Below are 16,661 nucleotides of genomic sequence, written 5' to 3'. Positions count from 1 at the left end.
TATGTAATGAACTTTTATCCACTTTATTCTCATGACAAACATTTAAGAACAAGCTTATTTTTGTATGTCACTTGTTAACTGAAAAGTTAAATCTTTATCTACTTTAATTCTAATTGGTTTTATTGCGGGGCTCAAGAGTTTATCTATTGATTCAGAAACTGAAAAGATTTTAATTTCAACTAATGAAGAAGAACCAATTCCTCGATATGGTAATACAGATCAATGAACCGAAGACACAGGAGAATTTCATTTAAATAGTAGTAATGGTGTTAAAGAAAAGGAAGTTTGAGACTGGGGCGTTAACTATACAGAAGAGCAAAAACAGAAAAACAGAATGGATGCTGAAAAATATCTTAAAGCATTAAATGACTATACTTTTAAGCTTTTTATGCCTTGTGGTTGAGGTACAGGATGAGTATTGGACTATCAAATTCCCGAAACAGGCAAATATCCTACCATTTGATATATTGCTACAGGCGCACACGTAGTTTGAAGGCTTAGATTCTCTGACAATACTTACAATCAAACCCTGCCTTGATACGACAAAAATACCCAGCATTTAAGAAAAACTAGAGAACAAGAATACAACGCCATCAAAGACTCTCAGGATGAAGTAAGAAATAATTGTGACTATGTAGACAAATATGGTTACATTGATATGAATCTTTCTCAACAAGAGGCCGGTGAAAGCAGAAGGGCTGATGTAGGTGCAATTGCTAAAGGACAAATGAAAGAACCTAAATTGTTCTTTTCTGCTTTCAATTACTTAAAGAAAAATGAAAAAAATAATACCAACTACAACCACTTTAGTGACTTTGTCATCTTAGAAATTGAATTTACAAGTCCAGAAGCAGCTAAAGAAGCAACCAATAACTTCTATGGAAAACAAAAAGAAGGCAAAGTTATTAATGTACTTGGAAAACCAATAGAGAGTAGATATACCACAAAAAAAGAATTATGACAAGCAAAAGATAATTACTATCACTTAGCTTATCCAAAAGGAGCAAAAAACAAATGAGTTTACACTACTAACTTTAATAAACATACAACAATAGCTTCACATCTAGCTGGAGATCCAGAAGACTGAGAAAAAGAGGAAAACAAAAAGAAATATAGAGGTTTTGTTAAAGCTAGAGATGTTATGCCTGATGGATATCAAGTATATGGAGGATTTAGATGGTATGGTGAAACTTACAATGAAGTAGGACATTTCTATAAATTTCAACACAATCAATTAGGGCCAGGTTCTTCTGGTGGATTATTTGTAGATAGTAATGGAAATGCTGTGGGAGTTATTGTTGCTGGTACAAATGGAAATACTTTCTGAGTACAACCACTTAGAAGTGTTGGTGTTTCTGAGGAAGAGGCGGGAGTTAAGACTCCTAAATATGATCTTATTTTAGGAGCGGAAGAACAAGTAAATTCTTACAAAAAACAAGTAGAGGAATACGTTATTAAAAAAGGAAAACAAACTTGATTAAGTACTAGATCAGAATGAAATAAAGGAATAACTCAAAGCAAAGCTACTTAAGCAACTCTTCTTACTTTCTTTTTAAGCTCTAAGTATTTCTTTAAATCATAATAACCATACTTATTCTCATCTAATAACTTCTCAATAAATAACTCCACTGCTATCATACTCCTCGCATCATTTTCACAATAAATATACATAAATTCTTTATTCTTTTCTCAATTACTAGCATCTCTTTCTTTTGATGCTAAAGCTCTTGACAATAATAAAGCTTGTGCCATAGCACCATTCTTACATCTCTCTAATTCTGAATACTTTACAGTATTAGTTTTCACTAATAATTCTTCTGGTATTAATTCAATAACTTTCTTAATACTATGAAAACCCCTTAATTCTTTATGAATAATATATGGCGAATTACCAAAAGTAAATCAATCAGCTAAATCTATAGTCCTATCTATTATTGAAACTATCTTTAATTCATATTCTTCTTCATTTATTAAAGTGCTTATCTCTTTAAGTCTAGTATTCTCAAAAGCTTTATTGTAAACAATATACGCCACATCAGGGGCATCTATATATATCTCATCTATTATTCTCTTAAAATCACTTACTTTAAGCTCTAAAGGATCAAGAATAATATTAACTACTCTACTTTCTTTATTATTCTCTGTTTGTATTAAAGATAACTGTAATACTATTTGAGTAAAGGGTTTAGTATTTTCTAAATAAGGAAAAGGTACAGAAAGAGTTTCAAAGTCATAATATATCTTAATAGTCTTATTCTTTAAAGTATTGTACTTAATAACTGCTGGTTCAAATACATAATAAGCTTGATCTTCTTTAAAATTTAAGAATTGCATTTCATTTAAATAGCTCAATAAATTTGAATTACCTAAATGAACTATTAATTTATTAATAGGTAATAGCTTTCCACTAAAGGAAGTATTCTTAAAATACTTCCTAATAAGATATCAATATCAACTACTATCAGGAGTAACTATGAATTTATGATACTTTAAATAAGTATTTACTACTCTTGTTAAATTTACTTCTCTATTAGGCTTATTCTTAAACTCTCTCAATTCTTTAATTATTCCCTCTATATTTAATTCTTCTTGTTCTCATATTTCATTCTTAAGTTCCAAAAACTCTTCTCTAGTACATAGTAATTCATAAAGACTATCTCCATAATTAATATTCTCTAATTCAAAATAAGTATTTACATTCCTAATTCTTTCATCTTTAAAGTCAGTAATACATAACTTCTTAGTAGTAACCGGTAAGAATACATTGATATGTATTATTAATTCTTTATTTGGTACTATTTCTGAACTTAAATAAGAAATAAAGTATTGCGAAATCTCAATATCTAATTTCTTAAGTACATATTGATAATAAATAAGAGAACCTATTAATTCTTTCTTTAAAGCAGTAGATCATGAATGTGTTATTAAATAGACTCTATTTTTGTATTTGTAGATAGCTGTAGGGATTATCTTTAAATCTTCACAAACTATCTTAGGCTTAAATATGAAAGCATTTCTAGAACTTTTAAGTGCTCTTAGAAATTGATCAGTAGAGTCATCTTTATAGAAAGTATGGTCATAGAAATCAAGAGTTGGAATTTTGAATTTATTAATAAAGAAAGTCTTTAATTTTTCATCAAGTAAAGTATTCAACTTAAAATAATTGCTCTTTATTAAATTATCTTCTGAATCTACTAATTTAATTAGATCTAATAAAGTAGTAGATTCCTCTATTTCTTCTCCTAATAATTCAAGTAAATAATTCTCTATCTCAGAATCATTAAGAAATCAAAAAATATATGGTTTCTTGAAATAATTTAAGAAATCAAATGTAGTTATGTGGTTTGACAAGGCTTCTTATCTTTAACTCATTTCTGTATAGTATCTAAGCTTGATTCCAATTTAACAAAGTTACTACCTAATAAGCATTCAAGTGAATCAGGCTTAGGATCATCACTACAACAACATGTTTTCAATGTTTTCTTATCTCCTAATAACTTATCTAAATTCTTTTTCTCATTTAACTTATCGTAAGCCTTTAACAAGTCATTTTCTTTTTCTCCTTTCTTAAGTTGTCCATTCTCTAGTTTCATTGTGAAAGTAGTAGGATAATTGGCAAAGTATTTCTTACCGCTACTTGCAGAAGCATCAGAAGAAGAAGAAGAAGTTAATTTATAGAATTTCTTCTTATCCTCTTCAATTTTTCAATCAACCCCTTCTTTAGGTTTGTATCAATAGTCAACGTGCCCATAAACTAAGGAGCCAGAAATTGATTTATTATCCTGATTTGACTTATTTGTTAAATCTTCAAATTTAAGATCTCCTAATGAAATGTGTGCTTGAACCGGACTTAAATAAGCCCCGTTTGAAGCACTATTTAAATTATTTAAATGATAGAAAAATTGCCTATGATCGTTTGGTAAACTAGCACAATCTTTAAGAGGGCAACAATCTAGTTTTGTTTTACAAGTATCTGGACAGGTTACTGTAGTATCTTTATTTTCATCTTTAATTAAATAAAGAGCTTTAGCAATATTTAAATAATGCTGATTAAGAAAGAAGTATTTAGAAATTTGAGCCAATAATAAATATTTCTTATGATCTTGTCCGGCTTCACTAAAATTTACTCATTTGCTTTGCCCATTATTACTTTTGTAGAATTGAAACCTTGAAGTGTTGCCTAAATCTTCAATTCAAACTTTAATTTTTTCAGTTTTTTGTTCATTATTTCCGGAAGTTGGAGTTGGAGCATAAAAATAAACCTCTACTAATCTTGCATTATGGTACTTGTCATTATCCAAAGATAATGTATTTAATAATACTGTTCCAACTAAAGGAATTCCAATTACTGGAATAGTTAATAATCTCATAATAGTTATCTTATGTAGATTAATTTCTAACTATCATTAGCTACTCTTCATATATAGAAACTTGCTATAGTCCCATATGGACTATATAATTCTTTGCATTTCTTAAATATTTCAGGAGTTACTTTATCAATACCATATATTATTCTTAAACCTTTCTTAATTCCTGCATCTCCATAACTAAGTACATCTTCTCTTAATAAAGCATGTATCATTACCATTTCTGCTGTTCATCTTCCTACTCCTGGTAATTCACATAACTTATTACATACTTCTTCATCATTCATAGTATTCAAAGAATCAAATTCTCCTAATTTAAATCTTTGACTAATAAATAATAAATTACTAGCTTTTTTAAAGCTAGTGCCACATGCTCTTAATTCCTCTATAGTTAAAGCGGAAATACTATCTGGCGTTACTTCTCCTACTTTATCTTTAACTCTTTTTCAAATAACTCTAGTAACAGAAGTAGATATTTGTTGTCCTAATATTGAATTTACTATTGCTTCAAATACATTATTCTTTATTGGTCTTGATATTACTCCATACTTATCAATAAACTTTGATAAGTATGGATCTTTTTTTCTTAAATAATCTAATGCTTCAGCTTTAAAAGGAAAGAACATTTAGTATGGCGGAAGCTTTAACAAAAACAGTGTGTGCGATAGGTGTTGGGGCAGTATTGTTGACGGTGCAACTGCAGGCGTTTTATTATCACGTAGCATACTAGAAAAAAATTTAAAGAAAGAAGGATATCATCTAATTTCTGAAGTAGAAGATTCTAAAAAAGATACATTATTTAACTCTAAATGAACCAAATACAAACAAGAGACAAATAAAGCTAATACCTTTTCAAAAAGCGAAGAACATAAAACTATTTCAAAAGAAGATTTCATAAAATTATGTAAATTCAAGCGATACCTCTTACAAAGAAAAAGTAATTAAATGATGTACTTTAAATATTGAAGATGAAATAGTAACAATAAGTGGAGGAAAATATATTGCTGAAAACAAATCTCATAAAAATTGAACAGATAAATACAACGACAAAAAACAACTACTTCAGTTAAGCCAATTAATGTCTTAACTGATGATAGTGAAGCTGACGCTGGCCAAAAACTACATACTTGATGTGCTGGAACTAAAGAAAAAGCATATTTCGATGATAATAAATCAATATTAGAAAATGCAAAGCAACTATGTCTGACACAGTGGCTTAGTATTATCAGCCCTTAAATTAATGCCAAAAGCAGGAGTAATAGCAGGGAAATTTACTTTATTTTAGTTACCAATGTTAGTGATGGTTTAGTAGTTAAGAGACTACAAAAATAAAATTACCACAAAAAATTGGCTCTATAGATGGAATTAAATTCTATGAAAATCATTATGGATGTAAATATGCCTTTACAGAAGGGGGGTCAAAATACTTACAAAGCCAGAGGTTTTGTAGAACATTCAAAGTCAAATAGACCGGATTGAAGTCTAGAATGAAAAGACTAAATAACTTACAGCGAAGAAAAACAAAAATCTAAATGCGAAAAAGTAGAGAATATATTATTGATCTATGAAAATGGAAGAAGATTTGAACCAAAGACTTAAATTAACATATATATATATATATATCTTTAATTAGCACCCCTTAAAATCTAAAAGTTCTTTTAAATAATGACTAAGACAGTTCTTATTGGAGGAGTTGTGAAAACAGTATTGATGGGAGGTGCCGGAGGTGCAGTATATTTGACTAATATCTTGGATATCCCAGATGATCTTACAACCAAAAGTTATGCTCTTAAAACGACTTCTTTACCCGAAACAATTTCAGCCTTAAATGATATTGAATTATATGAAAGATATTATGGATGTAGTTTTGTATTTGTTAAATCGTGAGGTAACAAGGAAATATACAACTACTCAGAATTTTTAAAACAACATAGAGATACCCCTAATCAGTGAAGTAACTTAGTAATTAAAAGCGCCGATTCTTTTAAGAACGATTGTAAACAAAAGAAAATAATTACTCTTTCCTTTCTTCAAAGAGGGAATAAATTTACTTATCTTGTTCCTAGTACATAAATTTATGATTTTCCTTAACGCAAAATTTAAAGAATAATACTACTAATAAGAATTTATTAGGGCGCCTAATTCAGAAATCAAATAAATATGATGGCTAAATTAGGTATCTAAGGTCGGATTAATAGAAGGTGCAATTTTATTTTGTAATAAATACAAGAGTTGATGATGGTTTATTAATAGAGAATGCTTACCAAAAACAATATAGATACAAATATATTCTTTTAAATAAATGGAATGAACAACAAATACATAACACTAGAGGTCTTTTAGATCAAGCAAGGACAAAGCCAGATGAATGAATAGGAAATATAAGATGAGAAGGGTTAGTGACTTATGGAGCTAATAAAAATAAGAGTAGTTGTGAAAAGGAAAAAAACGTGACTTTAATTTACCAAAAACACAAAAGTATTTACTTTTAAAGTTAGTTAAAATGGCGGCTTTATGCTTTTTAAAGCTCTTTCCAGAGTAGTGGTTTTAGGGAGTGCAGGGAGTGCAATATATTTATCTAATGCTATAGATGTGCCTGAACAGTTAGTAAATAAACAAAAACAACTTGAAAAAACTTTCTTACCAGCAACAATTACAAAAATAGAAGATATCAAACTATATGAAAACTTTTATGGGTGTAATTTTGTATTCATTAATAATTGAGACAAAAAAGAAACCTATAGTTTTAGAGAATTCATAAAAAAAAATAAGGAAGATAAAAAATGACCAAATCTAATCATTAGCGCAACTAATGAACACAAGACAAGATGCGAAAAACAAAAGTTTATTACTCTTGCTTTTCATGTTAATAAATTTGTAATTTATCACCCAAAATAAAAATTTACTTATTCTAAGTTTGAAAGCTTAACAATAATATACAGCAAAAATTGATTTTGAGCCTTCATGTTTTTTTAAAGTTTTGCAAAAAACAGTAATAATGAGGCGCCGAAAGTGCAGTATATTTATCTAATGCTATAAAGACCCCCTAATGGTCTATTAAATGACACTCATAAAATTGCAGAAAAATCTTTACCAACAAGAATTGCTAGGTGATATGTCGTTTTATGGTTGCAAGTTTGGCTTTATTAGCTTTTGGCCAACGACATACAATTTTAAAAATTCTTGAAAGAATACAAAAAATTAAATAATTATAATGCCTAATTAAAGGAACAAATGATTTTAAGAAATATTGCAAAAACAAGCAAGTAGTAACGCTAGTTTTGACAGAACAGTCTTTAAGCTGAAAGCTTAAGTAATTTATTGATAGTCTTTATTTCTTAAAAGATTCCATTTTTTATGATTCTTAAGATGCTTTCAAAAACAGCATTATTTGGAGGAGTTGGGGGAGCGGTATATTTAACAAATTCTTTAGATATCTCTGATACATTGCCGCCAAAACAACTTGATCTCCAAGACTCTTCTTTCACAAAAACAATAAATAATCTAGACGATATTAAGCTTTATGAAAAACTTAACAATTGTAATTTTGTATTTATTGACAATTGAACAAATCAAACAATGTATAATTTTGAGAAATTTTTAAGTAGATATGAAACGGCTGAATGAAAACAAAGAATAATTAAAGGTGCAAATACCTTTAAATTAAACTGTAAAGAAAAAAAGATAGCAACATTGGCCTTTAACAATCATAAAAAAGTTTTTGAACTTAAGATTTAAATTATTGATTTTTTAAGAAATAACTATCCTACATACGATTTGCTGTTTTTGACAACAATATCTAATAAAAATTGAAAGTTTAAACTTATTTTCTGTGCTACTTAAAGTACTATAAAAATAGCATTAATGGGCAGTGCAAGTGGCAAAATGTATTTATCAAACTCTATAGACGTTGAAGGCAGTTTAATAAATAGTAGACATAAAATTGAAGAAAAAACTATGCCAACAATTATTGCCAATCTGGCAGATATGTCTATTTATGAAAACTTTTATGGGTGTAATTTTGTATTTGTTAGTTTTTGATCGACAACATACAACTTTGAAAAATTTTTAAAGGAATGACAAGAAAATCAATGGGAAAAAGACTTGATAACAGAAACAAATAAATTTAAAGACCAATGCAAAAAACAAAAAGCAGTGACACTATCCTTTAATTTTGGAAGAAGAGTTTTTGAAGAAAGGGTATCAAGCTATTAATTATTTTTAAATTCTATGATTCTTAAGATTCTATCGAAAACAGCTATTGCAGGAAGTACAGTTTATTTATCAACAAATGTAAGTGTTGCTAATGAGTTATTAACTAAACCAATTAGCCTTTCAAAAGTTAATTTACCAAAAAAAATAACAAGTTTAGAGGATATTAAAATTTATGAAAAATTTAATAATTGTAAATTTACATTCGTTGAAAAGTGAAGAGGAAGTGTAATATACACTGCTAATGAATTTTTGGCAAAGCATAAAGATAAAGAAAAAATATGAAAAAACAAAATAATTGAAGGAGCAGAAATATATAGAACTTATTGTACGAACGGTAGAGTTATTACGCTATCAAACGTAGCATGAAGAGGGGGGTCAGGTTTTCGTATCGATCCAAGAGAACTGCCTCCTTCCGACTAACTATTTAATATAGATAAAAGACTACACTTATTTTTATGTTCTTTAAAGTATTAATAAAAACAGCATTTGTTGGAAGAAACGATACATTTAACAAATACTACTGATGCCAATAATGTTTTAAATAAATAATAAGCACAAAATTACAGAATCATCTTTGCCAAAAAAGGCTTCAAAACTAAAAAATGTATCAATTTACGAAAATTTCTATGACTTTAAATTTGTATTTACTGAAAGTTGAAGTACAAAGAAACCTATGGTGTTGATGGATTCTTGAAAAAACATTTTTGCAATTCTTTCAACTCTTCTTCATTTTCGAAGAAAATGATTGTTCATGATTTGTTATCTAATGCCTTGCCGCTTTAATAAATCTCTAATATTACTTGGTTTGTAGTATTCGTTATCTCCAAAAATAATTAATGCTGAAAATAACAAAGTAATACCTATCTTAAGCCGACATACCAACAATCCTTCTTACCTTATAGCAATAAAGCCACATATCAAATGAAAAAGAGATCAAAATAATAAATATGACCATTACAATAACTCAGTTATTGTTGGCTTTGAAAGTGTAGAAAATGTTACGGTAGTTATGTTAATACCTAGCACAAACATTAGAGTCAGAAGATTACAAGTTAATATCACAGTTAGATAAATCAAAACAAGATTCTATATTTGATGCAAAATGAGGTACATACATAAATCCTGCAAATCATTTAAAGTTTTTGCTCCAAAAAAGTCACGTTCGTATTTAAAAAATTATGTACAAAATACGAAAATTCAAATGATGAATCTTTCAAAGATAAAGTAGCTAAATGATGCGCCTTAAATATTGAAGATTATCTTGAAAAAATAGAAGGAAAAACATACAACAAAGATGAAATTAAAAAATTAATAGAATCTCCTACAACTAAACAAAATGATTTTAGGTCAAAATTACAAGCTTGATGCGAAAAATAAGAGAGTATAATTACCCCAACAAAAATAAAGAAATCTTCAATAAAGCAAAATTATTCTGTTTGAGTAATTAATTTCCCTGTTTTTGATTTAGAGCAACGTGTTTTAAATTTAGGATAAGTTTCTTTGTAGAAGTTTTCTTCATATAATTTTTTGTCCTTTTGATTGCTACATCATTCATTAAACCTTTGCCCAAACTTATTTTGATCATCTTGTAATTCTATTCAAGAATCTTGTGTAGAAGTATCCTTAATATCCTCTAAGAGAGTATTTCCTATTCTGTAATTTTTTGATTTTTTTTCATCTCTATAATTTTTCCACTCTCCTTTCAAATCATCTAAGCTCTTTAAAATTAATCCCTCGCTAGTAAGTTTTTGTTCAGCTGTTTGATATTTATGTTGTTTTGAACATATCTGCTTTACAACTTCAATCTTAGTATCATTAGCGCTTAACTCATCCTCACAATATTTTTTATATTTTTCTAGTAATGGTTGATTCTTGTCAATTTCTGGTTCTTTATCTGTTTTCTTTTCGCCTAAAAGTTCAAGAAAAGTAGGGCTATACCTGTTGAAAGTAAACTCCACTTTAAAGTCTTCATCTTCTTTTAAAAAGATCTTTTCATCAAAACCTGTAGCTATTATTCTTGCTTTTCTAGTCTTTAAATTATCTAGACAGAACTTCTCTACATACTCTAAATCCTTATTATCATTGCCTGTTTTTTGTTTTCAAGCTTTAACACAAGACTTCTTTAATTCTTCTCAATCTTTAATCTTTTCGCCTAGCTCATGTTTTCCTTGAAAATAAAGGGCTTTTCAAAGATTATCTTTATCTTCTGTAGCTAACTTAAGCCCTTTTCAATTTACTCATCCTTCAACTGTTTTAGGCTTGTACAATTCATATCCTAATCAAGCTCCACCACCAGTCAATAATGATGAAAGCAACAGAGCAACAGAATTAAATCTGAATGCCATAAATTAACTCAATAAAGTAATTAATTATTTAATCTATGAGTAATTATCTTTTAGTTAGCTAAAAAATAATAATATGTTAATTTTGATACTTAAATAATAAGATAAATAAAGTAAATTATTTATCTATCAATCGCTAATAAAATCATCTTAATTTAAACTTTAAAATAATACAAAATTTAACTAGGATAAATAACAAGAAATATTCTTTAATAATACAAATAAATCTTTTGAAAATTTGATAATCAAAAACTAAAAATTCAATACTTAACTAGTATTCAATAATAGTCAAGCTACTAACTAAAGTTGGTGCGACTAGAGGCAAAATAAAAGATGTATTTTTTGTAAATGAAATACCTGCAAATCCTTCAGTTTTTTCAGCAACGAACAAGTTAAAAATAAATTAAATAAATCTATTAAGACATTCAAAATCTTAGAGTCTATTTAGTTATATGAAAAAACGAATGAATGTAGATTCTCATTTGTACAAACCTGAGCTAGTGACCAAATTTGAAGTACTAGAGAGTTCTTGAAACAAATCAAATCTTATATTAGTGAAAAAGAATGAACCAGAAGAATGATTTAAAGTTTAAATATATAACAAAATAAAAATAAAGTGGTAGTTTTATTTTACGTAAAAGATGTATTTATGGCTGAAAATCAATTACCAGCAAAAAGAAAATAAAAATCTTTAGCGCGAAGGTTTAATTTCATTAGCACATCTAGATTTAAACTTTGGATAGACATCTTTTAAGAAGTCTTTTGCATAAAGTGATTTTTCTTTCTGTTCATTACAGTATTTCTTAAATTGAGTTGCAAATTTATTTTTGTCCCTAGTTAAATCTAATCAGCTATCTTCTCCTTGTGAAACATCCTTAATTGCCTCCAAAAGGGTATTACCTACAACGTACTTTGCGTCTTTACCATTATTATCTTGTTTGTATTTTTCGAAATCTGCTTCTAATTCTTGATCGCTTCGTAAAGTGTATCCGTCTTTAGTTAACAAATCTACTACTGTTTTTTCTTTACTTTTTGAACATAATTGTTGTGATACAGCAATCTTAATATCATCTTCATTTAATACTTTCGAACAATAGTCTTTATAGGACTGTAAGAGTTCTGAATTATCATCTATTTCAGTATCTTTCGTAAGATTAGGTTTTCCTAAAAGAGATAAGAAAGTAGGACTATACCTGTTGAAAATAAAAGCCAACTTGTAATCATCATCAGTACTTAGAAAATCAGTTTCCTTAAATCCTTTAGAAATAATCCTAGCCCTCCTACTTTTCAAGGCATTAACGCAAAACTTTTCAACATGTTCATAGTTCTTACTAGAGTAATCTATCTTTTCTTTTGCAGTCTTAACACAGAATTGCTTTAATGTACTGGCATCCGTAACTTTATCACCTAACTCAGCTTTGCCTTGAAAATAAAGTGCTTCTCAAATGCCACTATCTTCTTCAGAAGCTAAAGTGAATCCTTTTCAAGCAATAAGATCTCTAACTGTTTTTGGTTTGTATAATTCATAACCTACTCAAGCTCCACCACCAGTCAATAATGATGAAAGCAACAGAGCAACAGAATTAAATCTGAATGCCATTTAATACTAAAGACTAGTAAATAATTATTCTTTTTATTTGTTTATTAAATTGATACATTCTTAAATAAATACAAAATATATATTTAAAAGAGTAGTCTTTTATGGCTTTTTCTGCTAAAGTTTGCCTAGTTGCTGGGGCAGGATGCATAACATCTGTTGCTATTGGCTTGTCTCAAGCTAGATCAAGCTTAAGCATAAAAGAAAGACTAGCGTTAGATGGTTATGTTCTTATTTCTTCTAAAGATGAGAAAATAACTACAAAAGCTTGAGAAAATAGAGCATCAATCTATAGAGATACTTCAAAAAACAGCAGTGTATTATTAAGTGATTTGCCACACACTAATGTAAATGAAAAAGGGGATGAGCTTAAAGCAAAATGTGACAAATTTACTGATGGAAAAACAACTATGAATTCAATAGATAAAGATATTTATGAAAAAATTACTAAACTTTGTGCTTTAAAGATCAAAGAATATATTCAATCTCATTTAAACAAAGAAGACAAATTCATAGAAAAGCAAGGACAAGATGAAGAATGAAACAATAAGTTTAAAGAACATAAAGACAGAATGTCTACAGAAATTGAAGGAATAAATGAAGATAATGCAAAAGAGAAAATATCTGAATATTGTGAAAAAGTTTATGAACTACAACAATCTAATACTAATTCATCCACAAGTAGCAATGCTAATTACTGATGTGTAAAGAGACCTGCTTCTCCCACAAAACCAACTGATAGTGATTCAGAGGATTAAGATATCTAAAATAATACATTGTTTTGTACAGTCCTAAATTAATAATTTGTTCATTGTTAGGTGTTGCTCCATTTAGTGGAAGTATTCCTTTATTACTAAGTACGATTAGCTCTACAAACAAATTAAATGAAACATCACCACATTGAAATAAATTAATTCAAGTTAAATTCTATGGTAAAGACAATAAAGACACAAGTATCAAAGTATGAATAGAGGATTTAGAGAATATTAATAGGGCTGAATACTTAGATAACAATGCCTAAAAACCTATTGGTAATAGCAAGAAATACAAATACTTAGCTGAATTAGCTAAGTATTATTTATTAACTCAACACAAAATTAATATAGCTTCCAGTTTTCATTGATTATCTAAAGATAATAATGAAATCAAAGATCTACAGTGTGCTCAATGTCCATCAACACAATGTGTTGCAAAGTCCGAACTAGAGTGTTTCTTAAAGTGTTGTAAAGATCAAACTCCTTGTAATGAAGAAACAATAAAGCAAGATCAAAAAACCTTTGCAGCTTACTTATCTAATCTTTACAGTGCTTGAAATAGTACATACTTCCAGCCTATTCAAGCGCACATATATCTAGGAGATAATGTTGATTTAAATAACAATGATGTTGAGCCCAAACCCACTAAATTAGTTGGAACAACAATATATAGCTTTACTGATTATCAATACAAGGAAAAGAAAAATCCAGATACTAGTCGTTACAAAGAATTAATAAAGAACGAAAATCAAATAAGTAGTAACAAATACTTTATTAATTACCCTCAAACATTTGATCTTCAAGAATCAGATAACAAATTAAAGAAAATATTTGAAGAATCAAAAAAGAATAGTGATTTAGTGAAAAAAACCGAAACACAAACAAGCCAAAGTAATTGTGATAATTTGCAATGTTTAATCTCTAAGAACTATGTAAAGTCTTTCAGTTCATTAGATCAATCATTTAAAGATATTGTAAACTGCAAAAATTTTAAATAATGTTAGGAATATATCCAATAATAAAGTTAGTTGCGCCTACTGGTATAGTTGCCGTTTTAAATTTATTTACTTATTTAAGCTTTCAAATAAATACAAAAATACAAACAAATAACCGAAACTGAAGAATACAGAAACATTTCAGAACAGTTAAGAAAGAAATCTTTGACAACATAATAGGAGAGCGTGATACATTAATTAATAGTCGTTACGGAACTATTGAAGCGTTCTTCAAAAACGAAAAGAATAAAGATTTTTTAAAACAGTATGGTGGAACAAGCTTAATAAATGCATGAGACAAAATAGCTCCCAAGAGTGGAGAGGCTATTCTGCAAGATCAAGAAAAGAAAAATGATTTCTTTCAAGAAGTTCGTGTATTCTGTATTAGTAAGAAAGACGCAGAAGATAAGAAATTATTAGTAGAGATATCAAAACTATGTTCCAAAAAAACAGTACAAGAAAAAGACTTTGATTTACCCGATTAATGAAACGTGTTCGATAAACATTTGAGGATTGGTTTAGGATTGGGGAGTGTATGTGCTGTTTCTTCTGTTGCTTATTGAAGTACTCAATACAACTCTCACCTACCACAATTTAACGTTAAACCTGCTTTAACTTCTGCCCAAAGAGAAAGAATAAATAGTCCAAGTTACAGAAAAATATTGAAAGCAGAGGGGGAAGTTGGTTGTAAATTTTATTTAATTCTTGATTTCAAAAATGCAAATAAAACAGCTTACAACCTATTAAGAGAGCAAGAAATTACAGATGACATGATTGAAAAACTAGCTACTAGTATAGATAATGACAAATCACAAAAAACAGATACAAATTTAAGTATCGAAAACATGAAAGCTAAATGCGCTTCAAGATATGACAAAAAACTTAGAATTGTTAGAGTAGAAATTCCTAGCAGTGGTTCATCGATTCTAAAACAATATCAATACCAAGTAAGAACTAATGAACAAGGTGGTTCTGGTTACAATTACAAAGAATAATTATTTTATTGAGTTCTCCTCTTTTTTATTTGGGTAAGCTATATCAAAAAGTTTCCAATAGTTTATTTATCCTTTAGTTAAAAGTCTTGGGTTAAAAAAGTGATATACACAAATTTATTAAACATTATTTATGAATTTAATTAATAAAATTTTTAGTATCGGTACAGCTACCTTAGCTACTTGTGTTTGTGGTACAGGGTTATTTATTAATGCAGGAAAATCAACAACTGCTAGTGTTGTAAGTACAGATAGAACAAAAGCTGATTTAAAGAAAAAATATACACAATGCATAAACAATGTGCATGCTCGTTACCGAAAAAATGAAAAATTAAGAAAAAAATTTTTAGACAAATGCGAAAAACGTTAAATTAAAAGTATTATCAAAATTACCTAATTATTTCTTAGTTTGTAATACTCATTAACTTCAAACATTCCTAAAATTTCAAAGAATTTAAGTTTAATACTATCTATTATTTATTAAGTTTTTGCTGCTTTTGGTGTACCACATCTATTTTTGAATTTAGGATAAATATCTTTGTAAAAATTTCTCTTAAATAACTTCTCTACTTTCTGCTCTTGGCATCAAGCTTTAAAACGAATACCAAATTCTTTCTTATTATCCTGTAATTTAATTCATGAATCATCCCCGCCGTTTCGATCTTTAATATCCTCTAATAAACTGTTACCTACTAAATAATTTTTAGATTTACTTCCCTTTCATGTATCTCATGAATCCTCTAATTCTTTATCAGTCTTTAATTCGTATCCATCATGCTTAAGCTTATCTTCAGCAGTTACATATTCATACTGCTTAGAGCAAATTTGTTTTGTAACATTAATCTTAGTGTCATTTGTATTTAGTGCTGTTTCACAATGATTCTTGTAAATTCTTAATAATTCACTATCTTGTTCATCAATTTCTGAATCTCTAGTTGCTTTATCACTGCCTAACAATGCTAAGAAAGAGTCGCTATACCTATTAAACGTATAGGCTAATTTGTAATCCTCATCAGTACTTAGAAATATAGCCTTATCAAATCCCTCTGCAATTATTCTTGCCTTACGACTTTTCAAAACATTAACACAGAACTTCTCAACATATTCAAGATTTTTATTTTCAATTGGTTTTTTTCAATATTCAACACAAGTTTTCTTTAATTCTTCAGCTGATTTAGTAGTTCCTTGTAATTCTGATTCGTTTTGAAAATACAGAGCCTTTCAAATATTCTCATCTGTTTCAGAAGCTAATTTCAACCCTTTTCATTCCACTCATCCTTTAACTGTTTTTGGTTTGTATAATTCATAACCTACTCATGCTCCACTCCCAGTTAATAATGAAGAAAGCAATAAAGCAATCGAATTAAATTTAAAGGACATAAATTAAATCCCTAATGC

At 28.4% G+C, this 16,661-nt stretch carries 20 protein-coding genes; 14 read left to right on the top strand and 6 right to left on the bottom strand.

The annotated features are described in order from the left end of the window. Positions 1 to 64 precede the first annotated feature (64 nt). Positions 65 to 1,531 (top strand): MIP family Ig-specific serine endopeptidase, encoded by a 1,467-nt coding sequence (locus tag A6V39_RS04455; RefSeq protein ID WP_187150470.1) that lies wholly within the window; start codon positions 65 to 67, stop codon positions 1,529 to 1,531. Here the strand turns inward: A6V39_RS04455 and A6V39_RS04450 are convergent. From A6V39_RS04450 to A6V39_RS04440, 3 genes are read right to left on the bottom strand one after another with little or no spacing between them, the layout of a single operon-like run. Further along, on the bottom strand, positions 1,528 to 3,351 hold the full coding sequence (locus A6V39_RS04450; protein WP_187150469.1) for a DUF2779 domain-containing protein: 1,824 nt from the start codon (positions 3,349 to 3,351) through the stop codon (positions 1,528 to 1,530). The two genes, A6V39_RS04455 and A6V39_RS04450, sit on opposite strands and share 4 nt — an antisense overlap. Continuing rightward, positions 3,336 to 4,370, bottom strand: a complete 1,035-nt coding sequence (locus A6V39_RS04445; protein WP_187150468.1) for a hypothetical protein — start codon at positions 4,368 to 4,370, stop codon at positions 3,336 to 3,338. Before A6V39_RS04445 ends, A6V39_RS04450 begins: the two co-directional genes overlap by 16 nt. A gap of 26 nt (positions 4,371 to 4,396) precedes the next feature. Further along, positions 4,397 to 4,993 carry a DNA-3-methyladenine glycosylase family protein gene (locus tag A6V39_RS04440; protein WP_187150467.1) on the bottom strand — a complete coding sequence of 199 codons (597 nt, stop codon included), beginning with the start codon at positions 4,991 to 4,993 and terminating at the stop codon, positions 4,397 to 4,399. 31 nt (positions 4,994 to 5,024) lie between these two features. On the opposite strand from A6V39_RS04440, the gene A6V39_RS04435 reads away from it, so the two are divergent. The 8 genes from A6V39_RS04435 (at position 5,025) to A6V39_RS04400 (ending at position 9,002) form a co-directional block, all read left to right on the top strand. Next, entirely contained in the window at positions 5,025 to 5,312 is a 288-nt protein-coding gene (locus A6V39_RS04435) for a hypothetical protein (protein WP_187150466.1), read from the top strand. 414 nt (positions 5,313 to 5,726) lie between these two features. Beyond that, complete coding sequence (locus tag A6V39_RS04430) at positions 5,727 to 5,867, top strand: hypothetical protein (RefSeq protein WP_187150465.1); 141 nt, start codon at positions 5,727 to 5,729, stop codon at positions 5,865 to 5,867. Between the two features lie 165 nt (positions 5,868 to 6,032). Beyond that, complete coding sequence (locus tag A6V39_RS04425) at positions 6,033 to 6,440, top strand: hypothetical protein (RefSeq protein WP_187150464.1); 408 nt, start codon at positions 6,033 to 6,035, stop codon at positions 6,438 to 6,440. A gap of 128 nt (positions 6,441 to 6,568) precedes the next feature. Beyond that, the gene (locus A6V39_RS04420) at positions 6,569 to 6,859 is read left to right on the top strand and encodes a hypothetical protein (protein ID WP_187150463.1); all 291 of its coding nucleotides are present in this window, start codon (positions 6,569 to 6,571) and stop codon (positions 6,857 to 6,859) included. 22 nt (positions 6,860 to 6,881) lie between these two features. Further along, positions 6,882 to 7,265 carry a hypothetical protein gene (locus A6V39_RS04415; protein WP_187150462.1) on the top strand — a complete coding sequence of 128 codons (384 nt, stop codon included), beginning with the start codon at positions 6,882 to 6,884 and terminating at the stop codon, positions 7,263 to 7,265. A 459-nt stretch (positions 7,266 to 7,724) separates the two neighbouring features. Continuing rightward, a complete protein-coding gene (locus A6V39_RS04410) occupies positions 7,725 to 8,105 on the top strand; it encodes a hypothetical protein (protein ID WP_187150461.1) in 381 nt (126 codons plus the stop codon). 126 nt (positions 8,106 to 8,231) lie between these two features. Continuing rightward, positions 8,232 to 8,582, top strand: a complete 351-nt coding sequence (locus A6V39_RS04405) for a hypothetical protein (protein ID WP_187150460.1) — start codon at positions 8,232 to 8,234, stop codon at positions 8,580 to 8,582. Positions 8,583 to 8,597: 15 nt separating this feature from the next. Further along, on the top strand, positions 8,598 to 9,002 hold the full coding sequence (locus tag A6V39_RS04400) for a hypothetical protein (RefSeq protein WP_187150459.1): 405 nt from the start codon (positions 8,598 to 8,600) through the stop codon (positions 9,000 to 9,002). 1,007 nt (positions 9,003 to 10,009) lie between these two features. Here A6V39_RS04400 and A6V39_RS04395 read toward each other — a convergent pair. Then, positions 10,010 to 10,927, bottom strand: a complete 918-nt coding sequence (locus A6V39_RS04395) for a hypothetical protein (RefSeq protein ID WP_187150458.1) — start codon at positions 10,925 to 10,927, stop codon at positions 10,010 to 10,012. Positions 10,928 to 11,615: 688 nt separating this feature from the next. Beyond that, positions 11,616 to 12,524 (bottom strand): hypothetical protein, encoded by a 909-nt coding sequence (locus A6V39_RS04390; RefSeq protein ID WP_187150457.1) that lies wholly within the window; start codon positions 12,522 to 12,524, stop codon positions 11,616 to 11,618. Positions 12,525 to 12,625: 101 nt separating this feature from the next. Here A6V39_RS04390 and A6V39_RS04385 point away from each other — a divergent pair, with 101 nt between their 5' ends. From A6V39_RS04385 to A6V39_RS04365, 5 genes are all read left to right on the top strand, one after another. Continuing rightward, positions 12,626 to 13,279 carry a hypothetical protein gene (locus tag A6V39_RS04385; protein WP_187150456.1) on the top strand — a complete coding sequence of 218 codons (654 nt, stop codon included), beginning with the start codon at positions 12,626 to 12,628 and terminating at the stop codon, positions 13,277 to 13,279. 23 nt (positions 13,280 to 13,302) lie between these two features. Beyond that, the gene (locus A6V39_RS04380; protein WP_187150455.1) at positions 13,303 to 13,542 is read left to right on the top strand and encodes a hypothetical protein; all 240 of its coding nucleotides are present in this window, start codon (positions 13,303 to 13,305) and stop codon (positions 13,540 to 13,542) included. A 731-nt stretch (positions 13,543 to 14,273) separates the two neighbouring features. Beyond that, positions 14,274 to 14,756: a hypothetical protein gene (locus A6V39_RS04375; RefSeq protein WP_187150454.1), complete on the top strand. Its 483-nt coding sequence runs from the start codon at positions 14,274 to 14,276 to the stop codon at positions 14,754 to 14,756. Positions 14,757 to 14,777: 21 nt separating this feature from the next. Beyond that, entirely contained in the window at positions 14,778 to 15,266 is a 489-nt protein-coding gene (locus A6V39_RS04370) for a hypothetical protein (protein ID WP_187150453.1), read from the top strand. 130 nt (positions 15,267 to 15,396) lie between these two features. Next, on the top strand, positions 15,397 to 15,633 hold the full coding sequence (locus A6V39_RS04365; protein ID WP_187150452.1) for a hypothetical protein: 237 nt from the start codon (positions 15,397 to 15,399) through the stop codon (positions 15,631 to 15,633). Between the two features lie 110 nt (positions 15,634 to 15,743). Here the strand turns inward: A6V39_RS04365 and A6V39_RS04360 are convergent, their stop codons facing one another. Next, positions 15,744 to 16,643: a hypothetical protein gene (locus A6V39_RS04360; RefSeq protein ID WP_187150451.1), complete on the bottom strand. Its 900-nt coding sequence runs from the start codon at positions 16,641 to 16,643 to the stop codon at positions 15,744 to 15,746. Positions 16,644 to 16,661: the final 18 nt, after the last annotated feature.

This window comes from Candidatus Mycoplasma haematobovis (genome assembly GCF_001645765.1).
GTDB classification, from domain to species: domain Bacteria; phylum Bacillota_I; class Bacilli_A; order Mycoplasmatales; family Mycoplasmoidaceae; genus Eperythrozoon_B; species Eperythrozoon_B haematobovis.
Note: the sequence above shows the minus strand (reverse complement) of the source record. Positions and strands in the feature narration are given on the sequence as shown.